Below are 18,971 nucleotides of genomic sequence, written 5' to 3'. Positions count from 1 at the left end.
TTTATAAAGACGCAGCTGCGGGAAATTCTTGTTATACTTACGTATTTTTCTTTTCTGGAGGTGCATATACGTATTGAAGCTGTCTGATCCTCTGTTCAATCCCGTGGTCAAGAATATATGCACACACTGTTTTCGGCACATAGGTCTTCCATTCTTCTTCATCCGCGATCATCTCGCGGAGTTTAGACGATGTGATCTCCTTCTCTTCCTTCTTTTTCTGAAAAAGGATCTCCACATTTTGCCCTAAGTCCAATAAAATCTGTCTTCTTTCTTCATCCCATTCTCCGCATATATTCATATAGTGAACAGCATCTGCCGGGATATATTCCTTTAAAATAGCCGGCTGGCTGACTGGAAAGGGCAGAATATCAAATTCTTCTCGTTTCACCCCAAAATCAAGCAGAGCGTCCCTGATCATTTCAAATCTTTCTATATATGTCAAAGGATTATCCCTCTTTGTTATCCCATGTATATCCGCTGCAAAACTGCCTGGATAGGCCTGGATATCTGGATGTGTAATACCTATATACAACTTCTTGCAGCGCATCTTCGCGGCAAGCAGATACTCCATATGCTTTAAATGCAGCACCTGAAATCTCCCATGAGCCATACCTTTTTCTGTCATCTGACCGATCTCCTTCTGTGCTTTTATTTATTCTTCAAGTATAATATGTTTTTATCTATAACGCAAATTTCACCTATATCTGTTCTATCTTTTTTCGGATATGCAGCATCTTTGCATCTAATTTCTGGATCATACGGGCGCATTCCTTTAATTCCGCATCCATCGTCTGCATATTTTCCCCTTCCTTTTTATACCGCAGCTGGTGATCCAAACTTGCCCAAAAATCCATCTCAACTGTCCGCAGCTGCAGTTCCGCATCCATCCACTGTACTTCCTTTTGACCACCGATCGGAACCTGCAGGATCACATGAAGGCTTTGATAGCCCGATGATTTTGGTTTTTGTATATAATCTTTCACCTTGGTGATACGAATATCAGACTGTTCTTTTAGTTTTTTTTCAATCCTGTATATGTCATCCACATAGTAGCAGACAGCCCGCACACCGATCAAATCGTGTATTTTCTTTACCGCTGTGGGTATATTCTGTTTTAACCCCTTTTTTTCCAGCTTTTTACAGGTACTCCTGTAGGATTTCATCCGTCCGCTTTTTGCCTGTATCACATTTCTTCCCAGAACCATAGATAATTCCATATCTATCATCTCAAGCTTTGTGAGAAGAAGCTGGATGACACACTGCCCCTTTACAGGGAAGATTCCCTCTGTAAGAAATTCTCTTAACTGCTCTTTATTCTGCTCCAAACTTTCACTTCTTTCTACTGTTTCCTGATTCACACTATATTTATAGGTATATATTCTCCCGCAGTCTTTTACTACTATATGCTAGCAGATCTGTTTTCATGCGAACAGCAGAAAATGGTTATTTTCTTGTAAATAATTCGTTAAAAGTTTTTAACCGGACATATATTTAAGGCTTTTCCCAACATCGCAAATTCCTCTGTGTAAATACAATTTGGCAGACTCCCCTCCGTGATCTTTTTTCTGCATTCTTCGTAATCCATCCAGATTACCTCTTCTACTTCTGATTCCTGAAGTTTTAACCTGGAGATATGGACCGGTTTCTCGTATAAATACACCCTGCTCAACTCATTATCCTTAAATGGCAGACCATGAAATACTGCCTCATATCTGCCTCTGTGACTTCCAATTTCCCGCAATTCCTCATCTTTCGCCTCAATCCCTAATTCTTCCCGCAATTCACGGAGCGCACTTTCTAAATGTTCTGCCCCTGCCTCTATATGTCCTGCTGCGGAAATATCATAGCACCCCGGATTCGAATCTTTTTGCACACTCCGTTTCTGTAAAAGTACATCATATCCGCTCTTATCATTTTCTCTTACGATCCATATATGCACCGTACCATGCAGCAGTCCTTCCCGATGTACCACTCCTCTTTCCTGTATCATTCCGCTCTTTGTGCCATCTTCATGTATGATGTCAAATAATTCCATCGGTGCTCCGTTAAGCGCCGCATACCGAAGCACATCCTGCGTGTCATATACAAGCTTTAGAGAAAAGAAGCCTTCCATCTCATCCAGAAGGCGAAAGAAGATTTTATCTCCTGCCCAAAGCTCCAGAGAAGATATTTTCTCTTTATCCACCCACGCAAGTTCTCCTTCGTCACAGGGAATCGGCTGCCCTATAAATCCATCCGCTGTATACAGGGACATATATTCCACGACATCCTCCCCATATACAAATGTCACGATCCCCCGATAATTCCATGAGGTCAGCGTATACCCCGTTTCTTCCTTTACCTCTCGCAGCAGGCATTCTTCTGGACTTTCTCCATGCTCAAAATGTCCTCCTACCCCGATCCATTTGTCCTTATTGACATCCTTTTTCTTCACTGTCCTGTGCAGCATCAGATATTTCCCGTCTTTTTCTATGTAACATAAAGTACTTGCTCTTTCCATTGTTTTCATCCTTTTCCCATCACTTATGATGTAATAGTAATCCTTTCCTGAAGTTCTTGCAAGCTTAAAAATAACCGTTCTGTTCTCTACGCATATACTGCATTCCTAGGAATGCCTATCACTTCAAAACTATCAACTTCTTTGTAATAATAGTTAAAGTTATATTTACAAATTTAAGAATCAAACCAGTTTGATTCATTATTAAAAATAGTGATATTTCTTTCTTTGAGTAACTAAAAATATGATAGAAAGCAAAAACGCGAAGATTTCCGCAGATACATCAGCCCACCATATTCCATCAAGTCCTACTATCAGCGGTAAAATCAAAACTGTAGCAAACTTAAAAATAAAAGTACGAAGAAATGAAATTGCTGCAGAAATACCACCATTGTTCAATGCTGTGAAGAATGAAGAAGCAAAGACATTAAATCCTGTAATCAGAAATGCAAGGGATGAAATGCGAAGTGCATGAACCGTCATATTCAGCAAATCCATATCATATCCAACAAATATCTTTGCCAGTGGCACCGCAAAAACCTCTGCGTTCAATACCATAATGCCTCCGATCCCTACCATAAGCAGTGTGCTTTTTTTCAGCAGATTCTTTAACTCACTATGATTATCTGCGCCATAATGGTATCCAATGACAGGTGCGATCCCCATGGAATATCCGATAAATATGGCTGCCAACGTAAACTGGACATACATTAGAACTCCATAAGAAGCAACGCCATTTTGCCCTGCATACTTCAAAAGTTGAAAATTATAAAGAATACCTACCACAGAGGATGTAACGCTGGATACCATTTCTGAAGAACCATTGACACAGGCTTTTACAATCGGTCTTATTTCTAACTTTGTTTTGACAAGTCTTAAAAGGCTGCGGTTCAGTCTGAGGAAATAAAACAAAGGAATCAATCCTCCCACACACTGGCTCACTCCCGTAGCAAATGCCGCACCTGCAACGCCCCAGTGAAACACCCCGATAAACAAGGCATCCAGAACCATATTTGTGATACCTGCAATAACCGTTACTGCCAGTCCCAGCGAAGGTTTTTCGGCGGTAATCAAAAAGCCCTGAAAGGCATTTTGCAGCATAAACGACACATTAAAAGCCATCATAATACGCCCATAAAGAATACAGTTGGGAAGCATGGCTTCATCCGCACCTAAAAAAATAGACACAGGACGCATGATTCCAATACCAATGGCAGAAATAATCACACCTATAATGACAGTAATCAAAATCATCATCGTAAAATAACGGTTTGCTTTTTCCGGCTCTTTTTCTCCTAATGTTTTTGCAACAAGGGCACTACCGCCGGTTCCCAGCATAAAGCCTATACCGCCGAAAATCATATCGACAGGCATAATCAGATTGATTGCGGCAAATGCAGCTTTCCCAACGATATTTGAAACGAACAGTCCGTCTACTACCCCATAGATAGAGGTAAATACCATCATAATGATGGATGGGAAAACAAATTTAAGAAGCCGTTTATAATTAAAGTGATCCGATAATTGAATTGCCATCTGTGTTATTCCTTTCAAACCATATTTTTGCAAAATCCGCCAGAGAGGATACCATCTTAGGAATCATGATTCCTGATGTATTGATACAAAGCTGATATGCTTTTTTATCTCCCCACGAATATTCCGAAACAAGTGCATACGCAGCCGCTCTGCTTTTATCTATCTGCTTCATTTTTTGTTTTAACTCGTTTTCACTTAATCTTTCCTCTTCGGGTGCTCGATTTCTACAACGGGCAACTTTAGATGCTTGGTCTGCGTAAATAAAAAGTGAAAAGGGATTATACTCCCGCAAAATCGCATCCGCACCCCGTCCAACAATGATACAATCCTCTTTTTCTGCAAGGGAACGAATGATTTTATTCTGTTCCGCCAACAGTTTCGGAACCTGACTTACTTGAGAAGGTGTCTGATAGAAGCTGCGTCTTATCGTATAGGGATACGCAATCGTGATAGATTTATTCAGTTCTTTTTCAATGTAACCCTCATCCATCTGCATTCTCTCTGAAATCATGGATAGTATCTCTTTGTCATAATAGGCAAAGCCTAATTCTTCTGCTAAGCGTTTTCCCAATTCCCTGCCGCCGCTGCCAAATTCACGGCTAATTGTTATAATTCTCATGGTATTCCTCCTGTTTTTTCTGTTTTTGAACAGAAATATATTTTTTAGGATGTCTTTTGTCATATTCTTTTCTCATATACCCATTCATTTTTTCAAACATTCTTATAAAATTTTCCCGCTCATCCTGCGTAAATTCAGAATATGCAGCGAATTCTATTTCTACGGTTTCTCCAATAACTATATGACAAAACTCCGCACCTTCTTCTGTTAAAATGATTCTTTTTTTATTTCTGGTATTTGGAATTGCTTCTAATTCAATCCAACCTTTCTTAATCATAGCCGCAACAGCAGAGTTTATCGTCTGTTTGGAATAATACCAATTATTGCACAAATCCGCTTGGGATATATCTGTTTCCATATCGGAAAGAACACTAAAGATCCAGAATATCGTATCAGAAATCCCATAGTTTTGTGCGATGTTATGATACAGACAATCCAACTCGTTACTAAGTCTGTTAATTTCTGTCATTTGTTTCGTAATACTTTTATCGTTTATCATAAACCCTCCTTTATCAGCTGATCATTTTCGTCCGTTTTCGGACTTATTGTAGTCCGATTTCAGACTCTTGTCAAGAACAATTATTCATTTATTTGAAAAAAGCTGCCAAATCATGAAAAACCGCATAATCACTATATCTATCAACAAAATAGAAAAGAAAAATAAGGAAATTTACAACGAAATTACAACAAATGAAAGAGCCTTATCTAACGACTTATAAGAAGATATATGATAATATTTCAATATGTAGAAAAATATATAGACATCTATTGTCAAACCTTGTAAAATAAAGGTGATTGCAAGAGATTAAAAACTTTGCGAAATACACAAAAAGGGGTTGACAGTCATGTTCAGAAACTGCTACGCTCACGACAGACAGACAGACAGACAGCAAATAAGTCTGCCCTTTTGGTGTGCAATCAAATATCAATAAACCAAGAAAAGCATAGCTATCTTTGTAACGAAAGTATGGCTGTGCTTTTTTGTGTTTAGGAAAGGAAAGAGAAACGTATGAAACAAAAACGCATGAAAAAACTAGGCTCATTTCTGCTTGCCGGTGCAATGGTATTAACGATGTTTCCAACATTTCATACAGAAGTTCACGCAGTAGAAAATCAATTGCCTACAAAAGAACAGTTTGCGACCGTAGAACAATTAAAGTCATTTAACACAAATGATAGTGACAAAGAAAAAAATCCGGCAAAAGTTTATTTTGGTAATAACAATCACCAATGGTGGATTGCCGGAAGTCAAGATGGAAATTTGACTTTGTTCGCAGAAAGTCCGCTTGCAAAAAGTCAACAGTTTGAACCAGATTATAGGAACAATAAAGCATATAGTGATGCTTGGAACTGTGACTATACGAGTACAGGAGGCACTGCTCCAACAGACGTTTATCCAAACCATTACGGGGCAAGTCCTTTGAGAACTACATTAAAAGGCTTGGAAAGTTCAAACTTTACAAGTGCAGAACAAGACTTGATGAACGATACGACCATTTATACCAATGATACAAAAAATGGCAGTGTCTATTCTACAACAAATAAATTGTATCTTGCTTATGGAGATGATCAAGACAATCAGTATATTACAGTAGGAACAAACAGCCAGAATAGTTTAAACAACGGTCTTCGTGTTGATAAGGGTTACTGGGGAAATAATGGTAGTTTGTGGCTCCGTGCGCCGGTCCCGATCCCTAAGTGCGGTGCGCTGATTGCGAACCCGGAGCGCTATGTGTACTACATCGATGTCTACAATGATCGTGCGTTGGTGCCCGCTTTTGAGTTGAATCTGTCATCTGTCATCTTTGCATCTGTTGCGTCAGCAGCATCATCTGACGGACAGCTTTCAGAAAACGACGCATTTACATTGCGCCACCAATCGCAAGCGGACATTGGAACTGCAACAATCAGTCAATCAAAAGGAAGTATTGCAGTAACAGATGTTACAAATGAGAATACTTATCTTGTCGTGCAAAACAGCGACGGGGCATGGGCTAAAAAAGTATCAAGTAATGATTTAGTATTTGCCGCTGACATGGATTCTTCCTTAACTTCCTTTGAAAACTGTAAAGTTTGGCTGGAAACAACAAGTGAAAATATTACTTATGCAGAGGAAGCAACACAAGGAAACGGACATAATGTGAAAGTAAATGTTGGAGATAATCTGACAGTAACTGGTGGAAATACCTTACAAACTAATGTGCCTGGGAATATCGCAGAGATTACAGTTGAAGTTAATGACGGATATTATCTTCCAGATGATTATATTAACAAGCTTCAAGGACAGTTGAATAACGGATTGTCAGTAACCGAAACAGATAACGGTTTTAAGATTTCCGGTACACCGACAAGTGATGTGAATATCACACTTCCTGCTGCAACGAGGAAAGTTTACAGCATGACTGTTACAGGCAACGGAACTTTCACAACGGTTTGTAAAGGCTATCAGCCGGTTAACGCAAATGAATTTACCATTACAAATAACGGAAATGTTGATTTGACAAATGTCAAAGTATCTCTTACAGGAACTAACGCGGATAAGTTTGAATTGAGTGAGAATAAAGTTACTACGATTCAGCCAAACGGAATAATCAAGGTAACAGTAAAACCAAATAACGATTTAGCTGTTGGAACATATCAGGCAACACTATCCGTATCGGCAGACAATGTAGCCGAACAATCAATAGCTTTACAGTTCACAGTAAGTGAACACGATTATGAGAAGGACGTTACACCGCCGACTTGTACAGAAAAAGGATATACAACTTATACTTGTAAGAAGTGTAGTCACAGTTATAAAGGCGATGAAGTAGACGCAAAAGGTCATACCTTTGGAGAATGGGAAATCATTACTTCTCCAACTTGTGATAAAGATGGAAGCAGAAAACACACTTGTACTGTTTGTGGATTTTCAGAAACAGAAAATCTAAATCCAACAGGACATGACTGGGAAACGGAATATACAGTAGATAAAGAACCGACATGTACAGAAGACGGAAGCAAGTCTATCCATTGCAGGAATTGTGACGCAGTCAAAGACAGTACAACCATCGCAAAACTAGGTCACAGCTTTACAAATTATGTTTCTGATGGTAATGCAACCTGTACAAAAGACGGTACAAAAACAGCGAAGTGCGACCGCTGCGACAAAACAGATACCGTTGTTGATACAGGAACTATGTTAGAGCATGAATACGAATGGGTATATAACAATGACGCAGCTTGCGAAAAGAACGGAACAGAAACGGGAACCTGCAAGCATTGTCAAACAACCGTAACAAGAGAAAAAGCAGATACCGCATTAGCACATGAATTTAAGAACTATGTTTCCGATGATAACGCTACTTGTACAGAAAACGGTACGGAAACAGCAAAATGTGAGCGCTGCGACAAAACAGATACAAGAGTGCAGGAAAATTCTGCATTAGGGCATGATTTAGGAGAATGGAAAGTTATCAAGGACGCAACGACAACAGAAACCGGAATAAAAGAAAGACATTGCACACGCTGTGACTATAAAGAAACAGAGAGTATTCCAGTGATTTCCAAACCGGCTCAGCCAAATGACAACAGCTCAGATAAAGATAATGCTAATGCTGATACAAACAAGGAAAGTCCAAAAACAGGCGATCAAACAAATGCAGGTTTCTTTACTGCTCTGCTTTCCATGAGTGCACTTGGTATCGCTGTATTAACGGTATTAAAGAAAAAGAAAGCGTTGGAGCATAAATAGGAATATTTTTAGACATCTTGAAAGATAAAAAGCGGAAATGCTGACGCGCTCGCATGGGAGAAGTGAGCCGGCTCTGGTGGCATGGCTTTAGCCAACAACACCATGCCGGCTTGCCGGCAAAGAGGCGGATTGCTTTGACCATGAGCGAGCCTTATAAGCCCCCGTTATCTAACAAGGGGGGGCACAAAAAACAAGAGACAAGAGACATTACTAAGCGGAAAACGCTGTATTTACAAGGCAAAACCGCTTTTAAAGGGTGTTAACTAAAAGACACTATATTTCAAGTGCCATTCTCTTATACATCAATATTCTGCAAACAGATAAACATAGGTTATTTCTTACTATCCTTTTGTTTGGGAAACTCCCATATCCCAGCTGTTGATTTGGTCGCCGGTCATATCCTGGCGGTTTCTATACTCCCCGCCGAAGATATACTTTCACCTTTTCTCCATAGAGATACGGAGTATTTTCTCTGACGATACCCTCTTGTGTCACATAATTGCCGATAACCTCTCGATCTGTGTTTTTATTTCGAGAGCAATTTCACAAGTCTTTCTGCCGCTTCTTTTGTATCTTCCAGCGAACCAAAGGTAGAAAAACGGAAATATCCTTCCCCACAGGCTCCAAAACCTTCTCCCGGTGTTCCCACTACTTGAATTTCATGAAGCAGGTAGTCAAAAAATTCCCAGCTTCCCATTCCATTCGGGCATTTCATCCAAATATAGGGGGCATTCTTTCCGCCGCAATACCATACCTCCAGTTTGTCGAGCGCTTGCATTAAAACTTTTGCATTATTTTTATAGACCTGTATATTCTCATGGATCTGTTTTTGTCCTTCTTCTGTAAAAACTGCGGCTCCGCCCTTTTGAATGATGTAGGAGACTCCGTTCGTTTTGGTGGTACGGTTGCGCACCCACATCTCATGCAAACACATCCCATTTCTTTCTAGTTCTTTTGGAACAATCGTATATCCTAATCTCGTTCCCGTAAATCCGGCTGTCTTGGATAAAGAGCAGATTTCTATCGCACAAGTCCTGGCACCATCCAGTTCAAAAATGCTGTGAGGAAGTGTCTCATCCTCAATAAAGGCCTCATAAGCCGCGTCAAAAAGAATGACTGCGCCATGTTTATTCGCGAAATCCACCCATGCCTGCAACTGCTTCCTCGAAAAAACAGCTCCTGTCGGATTGTTCGGAGAACAGATATAGAGTAGATCTGCCTTCACTTCCTCATTCGGTTCGGGAAGGAAGCCATTTTCTTCCCCTGAATCCAGATGTACGATCTTTCTGCCCGCCATGACATTCGCGTCCACATATGCAGGATATGCCGGCTCAACGACTAACGCAGAACTGGAACAAGCAAATAGATCCAGAATATCTCCCAGCTCATCACTTGCTCCGCTCGATACAAAAACTTCCTCGGGAGATACAGAAACGCCTCGGCTCTCATAATATTTCGCAATTCTTTCTCTTAAGAATGCGGCGCCACACTCCGGCATATATCCATGAAAACTTTTTGGGGAAGCCTGCTCTTCCACCGCCTCATGCAGCGCCTGGATCACGGCGTCACATAACGGCAGTGAAACATCTCCAATACCCATTTTTAAAAGCTTTGTTCCCGGATGTTCCTCTATATAAGTTTTGGTTTTCTGGGCAATATTATAAAAAAGATAAGAATCCTTTAATTCCTTATAGTGCATATTCGGTCTGATCATGACAATCCTCCTTCGATCATTCTGTATTGCTATCTGTATCACTTTGTCTAAATTTCTGACAGTTTCCTTTCAAAACGGTCTTTCCTAAGATCTGTCGGGATCTTCGTCGGATATTCTCCGTTAAAGCAGGCAGCACAGTACTCTGTGCTATCCGCCAGCCTGCACAGATTATCTGCCTCCAGATATCCCAAAGAATCCGCACCTATGATCTTTGCGATCTCTTCCATACTATGATGGCAGGCGATCAAATTTTCTTCCGAATCAATATCGGTACCATAATAACAAGGATGCAGAAATGGGGGAGCCGAAATCCTCATATGGATTTCTTTTGCCCCCGCTTCGCGCAAAAGCTTTACGATCCGCCTGCTGGTTGTACCTCTTACGATGGAATCGTCAATAAGAACTACCCGTTTCCCAGCAATGACACTTTTCACAGGAGAAAGCTTTATTTTCACCTGATCCAATCGCTCATGCTGTCCCGGAGAAATAAACGTTCTCCCTATATATTTGTTTTTTATCAAACCGATCCCGTAGGCAATTCCTGCTCTTTTCGCATATCCCAGAGCTGCGTCCAGCCCGCTGTCCGGAACTCCGATCACAATATCCGCATCCACAGGATAACTCTCTGCCAGCAGTTCGCCCGCTTTCATCCGAGATTGATGGACAGACACACCGTCTATGACAGAATCCGGTCTTGCAAAATAAATATATTCAAAAATACAAGTTTTTTTCTTCTGTTTTCCGCAGTGTTCCCGCCTAGATTCCACACCATTTGCACTAAATACCAAGATCTCGCCTGGCAGTAATTCCCGGATAAGTTCCGCTCCCACTGCTGATAATGCGCAGCTTTCTGATGCCACTACATAAGCGCCGTCCTGCATCTTTCCATAGCAAAGCGGTCTGAATCCGTACGGGTCTCTTACCGCGATCATCTTTGTGGAGGACAGCAAAACCATAGAATAGGCTCCCTCCAGTACATGCATCGCATTACTGACAGCTTCTTCTATACTCGATGTCTTCAGTCTTTCCCTGGTAATCACATAAGCAATGGTTTCCGTATCACTGGTGGTATGAAAAATCGCTCCCGATAACTCCAGTCTGTCACGGAGTTCTAATGCATTACTTAAATTTCCATTGTGTGCCAACGCCATTTTCCCCTTCTGATGATTGACTTCAATAGGCTGACAGTTATTTCTCGTAGTACCTCCGGTCGTTCCATATCTAACATGCCCGACCGCCATAGTTCCTTCCGGCAGCCGGGATAAAATATCTTTAGAAAACACCTCGCTTACAAGCCCCATATCTTTGTAAGAAGAAAATACACCGTCGTCATTTACGACGATCCCACAACTCTCCTGCCCTCTGTGCTGCAGGGCATACAAACCATAATAAACCATTTCCGCAACGTTTTCTTTTTTGGTACTCACCATTCCAAATACGCCACATTCTTCATGAATAGCCATCTTTCTACTCCTTCTTTTCACACGCCTGCTTTAATGCAGCCGAAATAAAGCCTTTAAACAGTGGATGCGCCTGATTCGGACGACTCTTAAATTCTGGATGAAACTGTACTCCTACAAAAAAAGGATGTTCAGGCAGTTCCACGGTTTCCACCAGTCTATTGTCCGGAGAAGTTCCACTTAACACAAGTCCTGCTACTGTCAGCTTCTCACGATATTCATTGTTAAACTCATACCGATGGCGGTGACGTTCGCGTATCACGTCAGATCCATAACATTTTTCCATCTGTGTTCCCGGGCGGATGACACACGGATAGCTTCCCAGACGCAGAGTACCTCCTTTATCGATCTCATTGCTTTGCCCGGGCATAAAGTCGATCACCTTATCGGCACACTGTTCGTCAAATTCTCCGGAATGTGCATCGCTTAACCCGGCGACATCTCTCGCAAATTCTATGACAGCGATCTGCATCCCCAGACAAATGCCAAAATACGGCAGATTATTTTCACGGGCATATTTAGCAGACAGAAGCATTCCTTCAATACCGCGGTTTCCAAAGCCTCCCGGCACTATGATCCCATGCAGGCCATGGAATATCTCCTGCACGTTTTCTTCGGAAATTGTCTCCGAATCAATCCAGTGGATCCTGACAAAAACATTCAGTTCATAGCCTGCATGGCTCATAGCTTCCGCCACCGATAAATATGCGTCATGAAGTTTTACATACTTTCCTACAAGTCCGATATGTACCTCTTTGGAACGATTTCGTATACGTTCTGCCATCTGCTCCCATTCTTTTAGATCCGGTTTCGGAACATCCATATGCAGTTCTCTGCACACAACCGAAGAAAAACCTGATTTTTCCAGCATAAGCGGCGCTTCATAAAGATTTGATACTGTTCTGTTCTCAATCACACAATCCGGCTTCACATCGCAGAAAAGAGAGATTTTCTGAAAGATTGATTTCTCTAATGGCTTGTCGGAACGCAGTACGATAATATTAGGATTGATCCCCATTCCCCGCAGTTCCTTGACCGAATGCTGCGTAGGTTTGGATTTATGTTCTTCTGAACCGCTCAGATAAGGAACCAGTGTCACGTGGATAAACAGACTGTTTTCCCTGCCAACCTCCAGAGATATCTGACGTACCGCCTCCAGAAACGGCTGCGATTCAATATCTCCTATCGTACCGCCGATTTCTGTGATCACCACATCTGCATCTGTCTTTTTCCCTACGCGGTATACAAATTCTTTAATTTCATTTGTGATATGAGGAATGACCTGCACCGTAGAGCCAAGGTATTCTCCTCTGCGTTCTTTATTCAGTACGTTCCAATATACCTTTCCGGTCGTCAGATTAGAATATTTATTCAGATCTTCGTCAATAAACCGCTCATAGTGACCGAGATCCAGATCTGTTTCCGCGCCGTCTTCCGTCACATATACCTCTCCATGCTGGTACGGACTCATGGTGCCAGGATCTACATTAATATATGGATCCAGTTTCTGTGCCGCCACTTTCAGCCCTCTTGTTTTCAAAAGCCGCCCAAGAGAAGCTGCTGTAATCCCCTTCCCCAGACCGGATACAACGCCTCCGGTCACAAAAATATATTTTGTCATCACACTTCTCCTCCAAAATAAAAGCATTTTCTATATTTTTGAATGCAAAAAGAGGCAAAAGCCCCTTTAAGTGTATTCTCAACTTAAAGACGCCTTTGCCTTTACCCATGCTATTTTACCGCTTCCCTTTTATCTTGTCAATCTATTTATTGCAAAAAACACGTGGCAGCAAAAACAAGTAGTACTTTTATCCTTCTTTATTTTCTTGTACCGCACGGAAACCATGCCGCAGATCATCAATGATATCTTCTATATGTTCTGTTCCGATCGAAAGCCGTATCGTGTTTGGTTTAATCTCCTGCTCGGCCAGTTCCTCAGAAGAAAGCTGACTATGTGTTGTGGTCGCCGGATGAATCACAAGGCTCTTCACATCAGCTACATTTGCAAGCAGTGAAAATATACGCAGATTATCTATGAACCTGTAAGCTTCTTCCTTCCCGCCTTTAATATCAAATGTAAAAATAGAGGCTCCGCCATTCGGGAAATACTTCTGATAAAGAGCATGGTCAGGATGGGAGGAAAGAGCGGGATGATTTACTTTTTCAACTTGTGGATGACCATCTAAAAATTCTACCACCTTCTTCGTATTTTTCGCATGGCGCTCCAAGCGCAGCGATAATGTTTCGATTCCCTGCAGCAATAAAAACGCGGCAAACGGAGAAATGGCTGCTCCTGTATCTCGAAGCAGAATTGCGCGGATATAGGTAACAAAAGCTGCCGGTCCTGCGGCCTTCACAAAGGAGACACCGTGATAACTTGGATTTGCTTCAGCAATCGCACCATATTTCCCGGAAGCAGTCCAATCGAAATTTCCTCCGTCTACGATGATCCCACCAAGCGTAGTTCCGTGCCCTCCTAAGAATTTCGTGGCAGAATGTACCACAATATCTGCTCCGTGCTCAATGGGACGTATGAAATACGGTGTGCCAAAAGTATTATCTACGACAAGCGGCACCCCATGTCTATGCGCAAGTTCCGCCAATGCATCTATATTCGGAATATCACTGTTTGGATTGCCCAGTGTTTCTATGTAGATCGCCCTTGTGTCTTCCCGAATAGCAGCTTCTGCTTCATGCAGGTCATGTATATTGACAAAGGAAGCCGTTATTCCAAAACCAGGCAGTGTATGTGCCAACAGATTATAGCTGCCGCCGTAGATTGTTTTCTGTGCCACAATGTGCCCGCCGTTCTGTCCCAGAGCCTGTAAGGTATATGCGATAGCAGCTGCTCCCGACGAAAGAGCCAGAGCTGCAGCTCCTCCTTCTAAAGCAGCAACGCGCTTTTCCAGAACCTCCTGCGTAGAGTTCGTTAGCCGTCCGTAAATATTGCCAGGATCTGTAAGTTCAAAACGCGCCGCTGCATGGGTACAATCGTGGAAAACATAAGACGTGGTTGCATAAATAGGAACTGTGCGCGCATCTGTAGCAGGATCCGGAGTTTCCTGCCCTACATGGAGTTGAAGTGTTTCAAATCTATATTTTGACATAATTTCCATAGAGCCTCCTTATTTCCCATCTTTTTAGTAGGTATATATTTTTCTGTATTATATGTGCATTTTCCTACTATGTCAATAGGTATTTAAGAATCACTTCCAACTTCCATTTACTTTTCACTACAGCATTTATTTTCCGCTGTCTCCATAGTTAGAAAGTACTCTGGCAGATGGATCGTCTACATCGCAGCCTTCCCATTCCTTGTTCGGCATCCAAAAACCAGTCACCATCTCCGCCTGTCCCGGATAGTATTTTTCAAAAATTTCTCTATATAATAAGGATTCTTTCGTGAAGGGTCTAACATAAGAATAGCTTTCAGATCTGCTTTTAAATTCTGCATCTGTATACTTAGTTTCTGCATATTCCTTCAGGTAATCGACCATAGAGTGACCTACCGCGTCTGAAAACGCCGCTTTTTCTCTCCAAAGAATTTCATCCGGCAGGTATCCGCCCCGCTCAAACGCATGACGCAGCAAATATTTTCCTTTTCCATACGTATTGATCTTTAATTTAGGATCTACCGCCATCACATATTTCACAAAATCCAAATCTCCAAACGGGACTCTTGCTTCCAGCGAATTCACGGATATACAGCGATCCGCGCGCAAAACATCGTACATATGAAGTTCATGGATCCGTTTCTGCGATTCTTCCTGAAAAGCTTTCGCATCCGGCGCAAAGTCTGTATATTTATATCCGAATAATTCATCGGATATCTCGCCGGTCAAGAGTACCCGGATATCGGTCTGTTCATGGATGGCCTTACATACCAGGTACATTCCCACAGAAGCACGGATCGTTGTGATATCATAGGTCCCAAGCAGATAAACGACCGTTTCCAGTGAAGAGATCACTTCCTCAGGGGTCATATAAATCTCTGTATGGTCACTTTTGATATAATCCGCTGCCTGTTTCGCATATTTTAAATCAATAGCGTCTTCACTCATACCTATGGCAAATGTTTTGATCGGTTTCCGGTTCTTCTTCGCTGCAATGGCACATACCAAAGAAGAATCCAGTCCGCCGGAAAGCAAAAAGCCTACTTTTGCGTCGGCTACAAGGCGTTTTTCTACACCGGCAGACAGTTTATCATGGATCTTCCCGCAGACGGTTTCCAGATCATCATAACAGACCGTATCCACTTTAGAAATATCACAGTAACAGATGAACTGCCCGCCTTTATAATAATGTCCCGGAGGAAACGGCATGATCTTATCTGTCAGTCCTACCAGATTTTTCGCTTCACTGGCAAAAATAACGGCACCTTCTTTATCATATCCATAATATAATGGCCGGATTCCAATCGGATCTCGTGCTGCGATAAATTCTCCGGCTTCTCCATCGTAGATAATACATGCGAACTCCGCATCCAGCATAGCAAACATATCGACACCATATTCCTGATAGAGCGGCAAAAGAATCTCACAATCCGAATCGCTCTGAAATGTATATTTCTTTGACAGTTCTTCTTTTAGCTTTTTAAATCCGTAAATTTCTCCATTGCATACCACATAGCTTTTTCCGCACTGGAATGGCTGCATGCCCGTCGACGTCAGTCCCATGATCGACAGCCTGTGAAACCCCAGGATCCCCTCTCCCGTGTCAATCACTCTGCTGTCATCCGGACCTCTGGATATTGTTTTTCTAAATCCTTCCATAAAAATATCAATGGCAGCGCTGCGGCTGCAATATCCCATAATAGAACACATATATTTGTACCTCCGTAAATATATATAATTCAGCATTCTATAGGGCAAGTGCTGTGCTCGCGGTGCCACCTATTTTTCCCCTCATTTCCAAACCTTATGACGGTTCTGCCATTAACGCCTGGCGCAGCGTCGCACCTACTAAGGCAAGGTCCCGTTCAGATTGCAGCTCAAAAAGTGTTATTCATACAGGCTCTGCTGCATGGTTCTCACTATTCCACACTCTCTGTAAGTGATCACCTGTATTACTTCTCTTCTCTCAAACGCTTTTACTATATATAGTTTCTTTGTTTTATTCTACGTCCCGAAAGGGCAGCAACTCCTTCTTTCTTTGCGATGCACACTTATTTTACGCCGAACAACAGATCAGAATAAGTCGGAAACGGCCAGTATTTCTTTGCAGTGATTGTTTCTGCCTCGTCACAGGCAACCCGCAGTTCCCCCATTTTTCCCAACACGGTATCACGGATCATATAAGCTTCCTCACGGATCTCCTTTATTTCCTCTACCTTCATCACGGCTTCCTTCAGTTCTTCAGCTCTGACTGCTATCTGTTCTTCCAGCCTCGTCAGCTTCTTCAGCAGCACTGCTTCATAACTACAGGAAATAGACATGTCTACTTCTTTTTTTGCTGCCGCTGTTTTGGCAAGTTCCAATACATAGGCGCTTACTGCCGGATCGATCTCGGTATTTGCCATATCGATCATGGTATTTGCTTCTATCAGTACTATTTTACAATAATTATCCAGCATGATCTCACATCTGGATCTTAATTCTGCCTCTGAAAACACCTTATGAGATGTCAGCATACGTACATTCTTTTCATCTAAAAGATGCGGCATACAATCCGGTGTCGTGCGATAATTGAGAAGTCCTCTCTTCTCTGTAGCTTCCAGGATCCAAGTCTCGTCATATCCGTTCCCATTAAATATAATATGCTTATGATCTTTGATCGTCTTTCGTATCATTGCATGCAGCGTATCTTCAAAGTTTTCCGCTTTTTCCAGTCTGTCGGCGTAAACCTTCAGGCTTTCCGCCACTGCGCTGTTCAGCATGATATTCGCACAGGCAATACTGTTAGAAGATCCCAGCATACGGAACTCAAATTTATTTCCGGTAAAGGCAAATGGTGAAGTACGATTACGATCTGTGGTATCCCGGTTAAACTTCGGAAGTACATCCACGCCAAGCTTCATCTGTGTTTTTTCAGTCCCCGTGTATAGCGTACCTTCCTCGATCGCTTCCAATACCGCGTTTAACTCATCGCCAAGAAATATGGATACTACTGCCGGAGGTGCTTCATTCGCGCCAAGTCTATGATCATTTCCAGCCGTTGCCACAGAGAGGCGGAGCAGATCCTGATAATCGTCGACTGCTTTGATCACAGCGCACAAAAACAACAGGAATTGTGCATTTTCATACGGAGTTTCACCTGGAGACAACAGATTCGTCCCTTTGTCTGTGGTAAGCGACCAGTTGTTATGTTTGCCGCTTCCATTTACTCCTGCAAATGGCTTTTCATGAAGAAGACAGACAAGTCCATGTTTTACTGCGACTTTCTGCATGATCTCCATTGTCAGCTGATTATGATCTGTGGCGATATTCGTTGTTGTATAGATTGGCGCAAGTTCATGCTGTGCCGGAGCCACCTCATTATGTTCCGTCTTAGCCAAGATACCCAGTTTCCAAAGTTCTTCATTTAACTCTTCCATATATGCGGCTACTTTGGGCTTGATCACGCCAAAATAGTGATCATCCATTTCTTGTCCCTTTGGCGGTTTTGCTCCAAAAAGGGTGCGTCCTGTAAAGCGAAGATCTTTTCTCTGCTCATACATTTCTTTTGTGATGAGGAAATATTCCTGTTCCGGTCCTACTGAAGTACGTACACATTTTACCTCGTCATTTCCAAACAGATGAAGGATACGCATGGCCTGTTTATTCAGTGCTTCCATCGAACGCAGCAGCGGTGTCTTCTTATCTAACGCTTCTCCTCCGTAGGAACAGAACGCCGTGGGAATACATAAGGTCTTCTCTTTGATAAATGCATAAGAGGTTGGATCCCATGCAGTATACCCTCTTGCTTCAAAGGTCGCTCTAAGTCCGCCAGATGGGAAGGAAGACGCATCCGGTTCACCTTTGATCAGTTCCTTTCCGGAGAATTCCATGATCACTCCGCCATCCGGTGACGGCGAAATAAAACTGTCATGTTTTTCTGCCGTCACACCAGTAAGCGGCTGAAACCAGTGGGTATAATGTGTCGCTCCATGGGCGACCGCCCAGTCTTTCATGGCTGCCGCGACTGCATTTGCCACACTGATATCCAGCTTTGCGCCCTCATCGATCGTCTTTCTCAACGACTGATAGACTGCCGCTGACAACTTTGCCTTCATCACCCTGTCATCAAATACTTTACATCCGAAAAAATCTGGTACACTCTTCATACTTCCACTCCTCTCAATTTGAAAACAAAGAGGCAAGGGGTCTTATGCTCTTTTTACGCACTTAAAAGACACCCTTGCCTTTTCCATCAAATTCTATATATTTTCGTTTATAAAGTAAAAAACGCCTCTGAGAACTTTTTCTCAAAGACGC

13 protein-coding genes are annotated in these 18,971 nt (G+C 42.2%); 1 reads left to right on the top strand and 12 read right to left on the bottom strand.

Annotated elements, in window-relative coordinates; all coding sequences use genetic code 11:
• Positions 1-37: 37 nt before the first annotated feature.
• The 6 genes from BN3282_RS07920 to BN3282_RS07895 form a co-directional block, all read right to left on the bottom strand.
• Positions 38-625, bottom strand: a complete 588-nt coding sequence (locus BN3282_RS07920) for a nucleotidyl transferase family protein (RefSeq protein ID WP_059068110.1) — start codon at positions 623-625, stop codon at positions 38-40.
• A 73-nt stretch (positions 626-698) separates the two neighbouring features.
• Positions 699-1,358 carry a GTP pyrophosphokinase gene (locus tag BN3282_RS07915; RefSeq protein ID WP_242866618.1) on the bottom strand — a complete coding sequence of 220 codons (660 nt, stop codon included), beginning with the start codon at positions 1,356-1,358 and terminating at the stop codon, positions 699-701.
• Positions 1,359-1,465: 107 nt separating this feature from the next.
• On the bottom strand, positions 1,466-2,500 hold the full coding sequence (locus BN3282_RS14670) for an NUDIX domain-containing protein (protein WP_082667505.1): 1,035 nt from the start codon (positions 2,498-2,500) through the stop codon (positions 1,466-1,468).
• A 201-nt stretch (positions 2,501-2,701) separates the two neighbouring features.
• Positions 2,702-4,033 (bottom strand): MATE family efflux transporter, encoded by a 1,332-nt coding sequence (locus BN3282_RS07905; protein WP_059068108.1) that lies wholly within the window; start codon positions 4,031-4,033, stop codon positions 2,702-2,704.
• Positions 4,005-4,652, bottom strand: a complete 648-nt coding sequence (locus tag BN3282_RS07900) for a cytidylate kinase-like family protein (protein ID WP_059068107.1) — start codon at positions 4,650-4,652, stop codon at positions 4,005-4,007. Before BN3282_RS07900 ends, BN3282_RS07905 begins: the two co-directional genes overlap by 29 nt.
• Complete coding sequence (locus BN3282_RS07895; protein ID WP_059068105.1) at positions 4,633-5,151, bottom strand: MarR family winged helix-turn-helix transcriptional regulator; 519 nt, start codon at positions 5,149-5,151, stop codon at positions 4,633-4,635. The genes BN3282_RS07900 and BN3282_RS07895 overlap by 20 nt, the downstream gene beginning before the upstream one ends.
• 510 nt (positions 5,152-5,661) lie before the next feature.
• On the opposite strand from BN3282_RS07895, the gene BN3282_RS07890 reads away from it, so the two are divergent.
• Positions 5,662-8,385: a BppU family phage baseplate upper protein gene (locus BN3282_RS07890; RefSeq protein ID WP_059068103.1), complete on the top strand. Its 2,724-nt coding sequence runs from the start codon at positions 5,662-5,664 to the stop codon at positions 8,383-8,385.
• A gap of 526 nt (positions 8,386-8,911) precedes the next feature.
• Here BN3282_RS07890 and BN3282_RS07880 read toward each other — a convergent pair.
• From BN3282_RS07880 to BN3282_RS07855, 6 genes are all read right to left on the bottom strand, one after another.
• Complete coding sequence (locus BN3282_RS07880) at positions 8,912-10,099, bottom strand: LL-diaminopimelate aminotransferase (protein WP_059068099.1); 1,188 nt, start codon at positions 10,097-10,099, stop codon at positions 8,912-8,914.
• 47 nt (positions 10,100-10,146) lie between these two features.
• Complete coding sequence (purF, locus tag BN3282_RS07875; protein ID WP_059068097.1) at positions 10,147-11,562, bottom strand: amidophosphoribosyltransferase; 1,416 nt, start codon at positions 11,560-11,562, stop codon at positions 10,147-10,149.
• Between the two features lie 4 nt (positions 11,563-11,566).
• Positions 11,567-13,180: a CTP synthase gene (locus tag BN3282_RS07870; protein ID WP_059068095.1), complete on the bottom strand. Its 1,614-nt coding sequence runs from the start codon at positions 13,178-13,180 to the stop codon at positions 11,567-11,569.
• A 187-nt stretch (positions 13,181-13,367) separates the two neighbouring features.
• Positions 13,368-14,666, bottom strand: coding sequence for an O-acetylhomoserine aminocarboxypropyltransferase/cysteine synthase family protein (locus BN3282_RS07865; protein ID WP_205408557.1), 1,299 nt, complete (start codon positions 14,664-14,666; stop codon positions 13,368-13,370).
• A 135-nt stretch (positions 14,667-14,801) separates the two neighbouring features.
• On the bottom strand, positions 14,802-16,382 hold the full coding sequence (gene asnB / locus BN3282_RS07860; RefSeq protein ID WP_059068094.1) for an asparagine synthase B: 1,581 nt from the start codon (positions 16,380-16,382) through the stop codon (positions 14,802-14,804).
• Between the two features lie 341 nt (positions 16,383-16,723).
• The gene (locus BN3282_RS07855; RefSeq protein WP_059068091.1) at positions 16,724-18,820 is read right to left on the bottom strand and encodes a glutamine synthetase III family protein; all 2,097 of its coding nucleotides are present in this window, start codon (positions 18,818-18,820) and stop codon (positions 16,724-16,726) included.
• Positions 18,821-18,971: the final 151 nt, after the last annotated feature.

The sequence above is a fragment of the Mediterraneibacter massiliensis genome, from assembly GCF_001487105.1.
GTDB lineage: Bacteria > Bacillota > Clostridia > Lachnospirales > Lachnospiraceae > Mediterraneibacter > Mediterraneibacter massiliensis.
The sequence above is the reverse complement of the archived record's forward strand: the minus strand, read 5'-3'. Positions and strand labels throughout refer to the sequence as shown.

Bases quoted from the DNA above. Each gene is read 5' to 3' on its own strand.
- BN3282_RS07900 (WP_059068107.1), bottom strand. From the start codon at position 4,652: ATGAGAATTATAACAATTAGCCGTGAATTTGGCAGCGGCGGCAGGGAA.
- BN3282_RS07890 (WP_059068103.1), top strand. From the start codon at position 5,662: ATGAAACAAAAACGCATGAAAAAACTAGGCTCATTTCTGCTTGCCGGT.
- purF (WP_059068097.1), bottom strand. From the start codon at position 11,562: ATGGCTATTCATGAAGAATGTGGCGTATTTGGAATGGTGAGTACCAAA.
- asnB (WP_059068094.1), bottom strand. From the start codon at position 16,382: ATGTGTTCTATTATGGGATATTGCAGCCGCAGCGCTGCCATTGATATT.
- BN3282_RS07920 (WP_059068110.1), bottom strand. From the start codon at position 625: ATGACAGAAAAAGGTATGGCTCATGGGAGATTTCAGGTGCTGCATTTA.
- BN3282_RS07855 (WP_059068091.1), bottom strand. From the start codon at position 18,820: ATGAAGAGTGTACCAGATTTTTTCGGATGTAAAGTATTTGATGACAGG.
- BN3282_RS07865 (WP_205408557.1), bottom strand. From the start codon at position 14,666: ATGTCAAAATATAGATTTGAAACACTTCAACTCCATGTAGGGCAGGAA.
- BN3282_RS07870 (WP_059068095.1), bottom strand. From the start codon at position 13,180: ATGACAAAATATATTTTTGTGACCGGAGGCGTTGTATCCGGTCTGGGG.
- BN3282_RS07880 (WP_059068099.1), bottom strand. From the start codon at position 10,099: ATGATCAGACCGAATATGCACTATAAGGAATTAAAGGATTCTTATCTT.
- BN3282_RS07905 (WP_059068108.1), bottom strand. From the start codon at position 4,033: ATGGCAATTCAATTATCGGATCACTTTAATTATAAACGGCTTCTTAAA.
- BN3282_RS07895 (WP_059068105.1), bottom strand. From the start codon at position 5,151: ATGATAAACGATAAAAGTATTACGAAACAAATGACAGAAATTAACAGA.
- BN3282_RS14670 (WP_082667505.1), bottom strand. From the start codon at position 2,500: ATGGAAAGAGCAAGTACTTTATGTTACATAGAAAAAGACGGGAAATAT.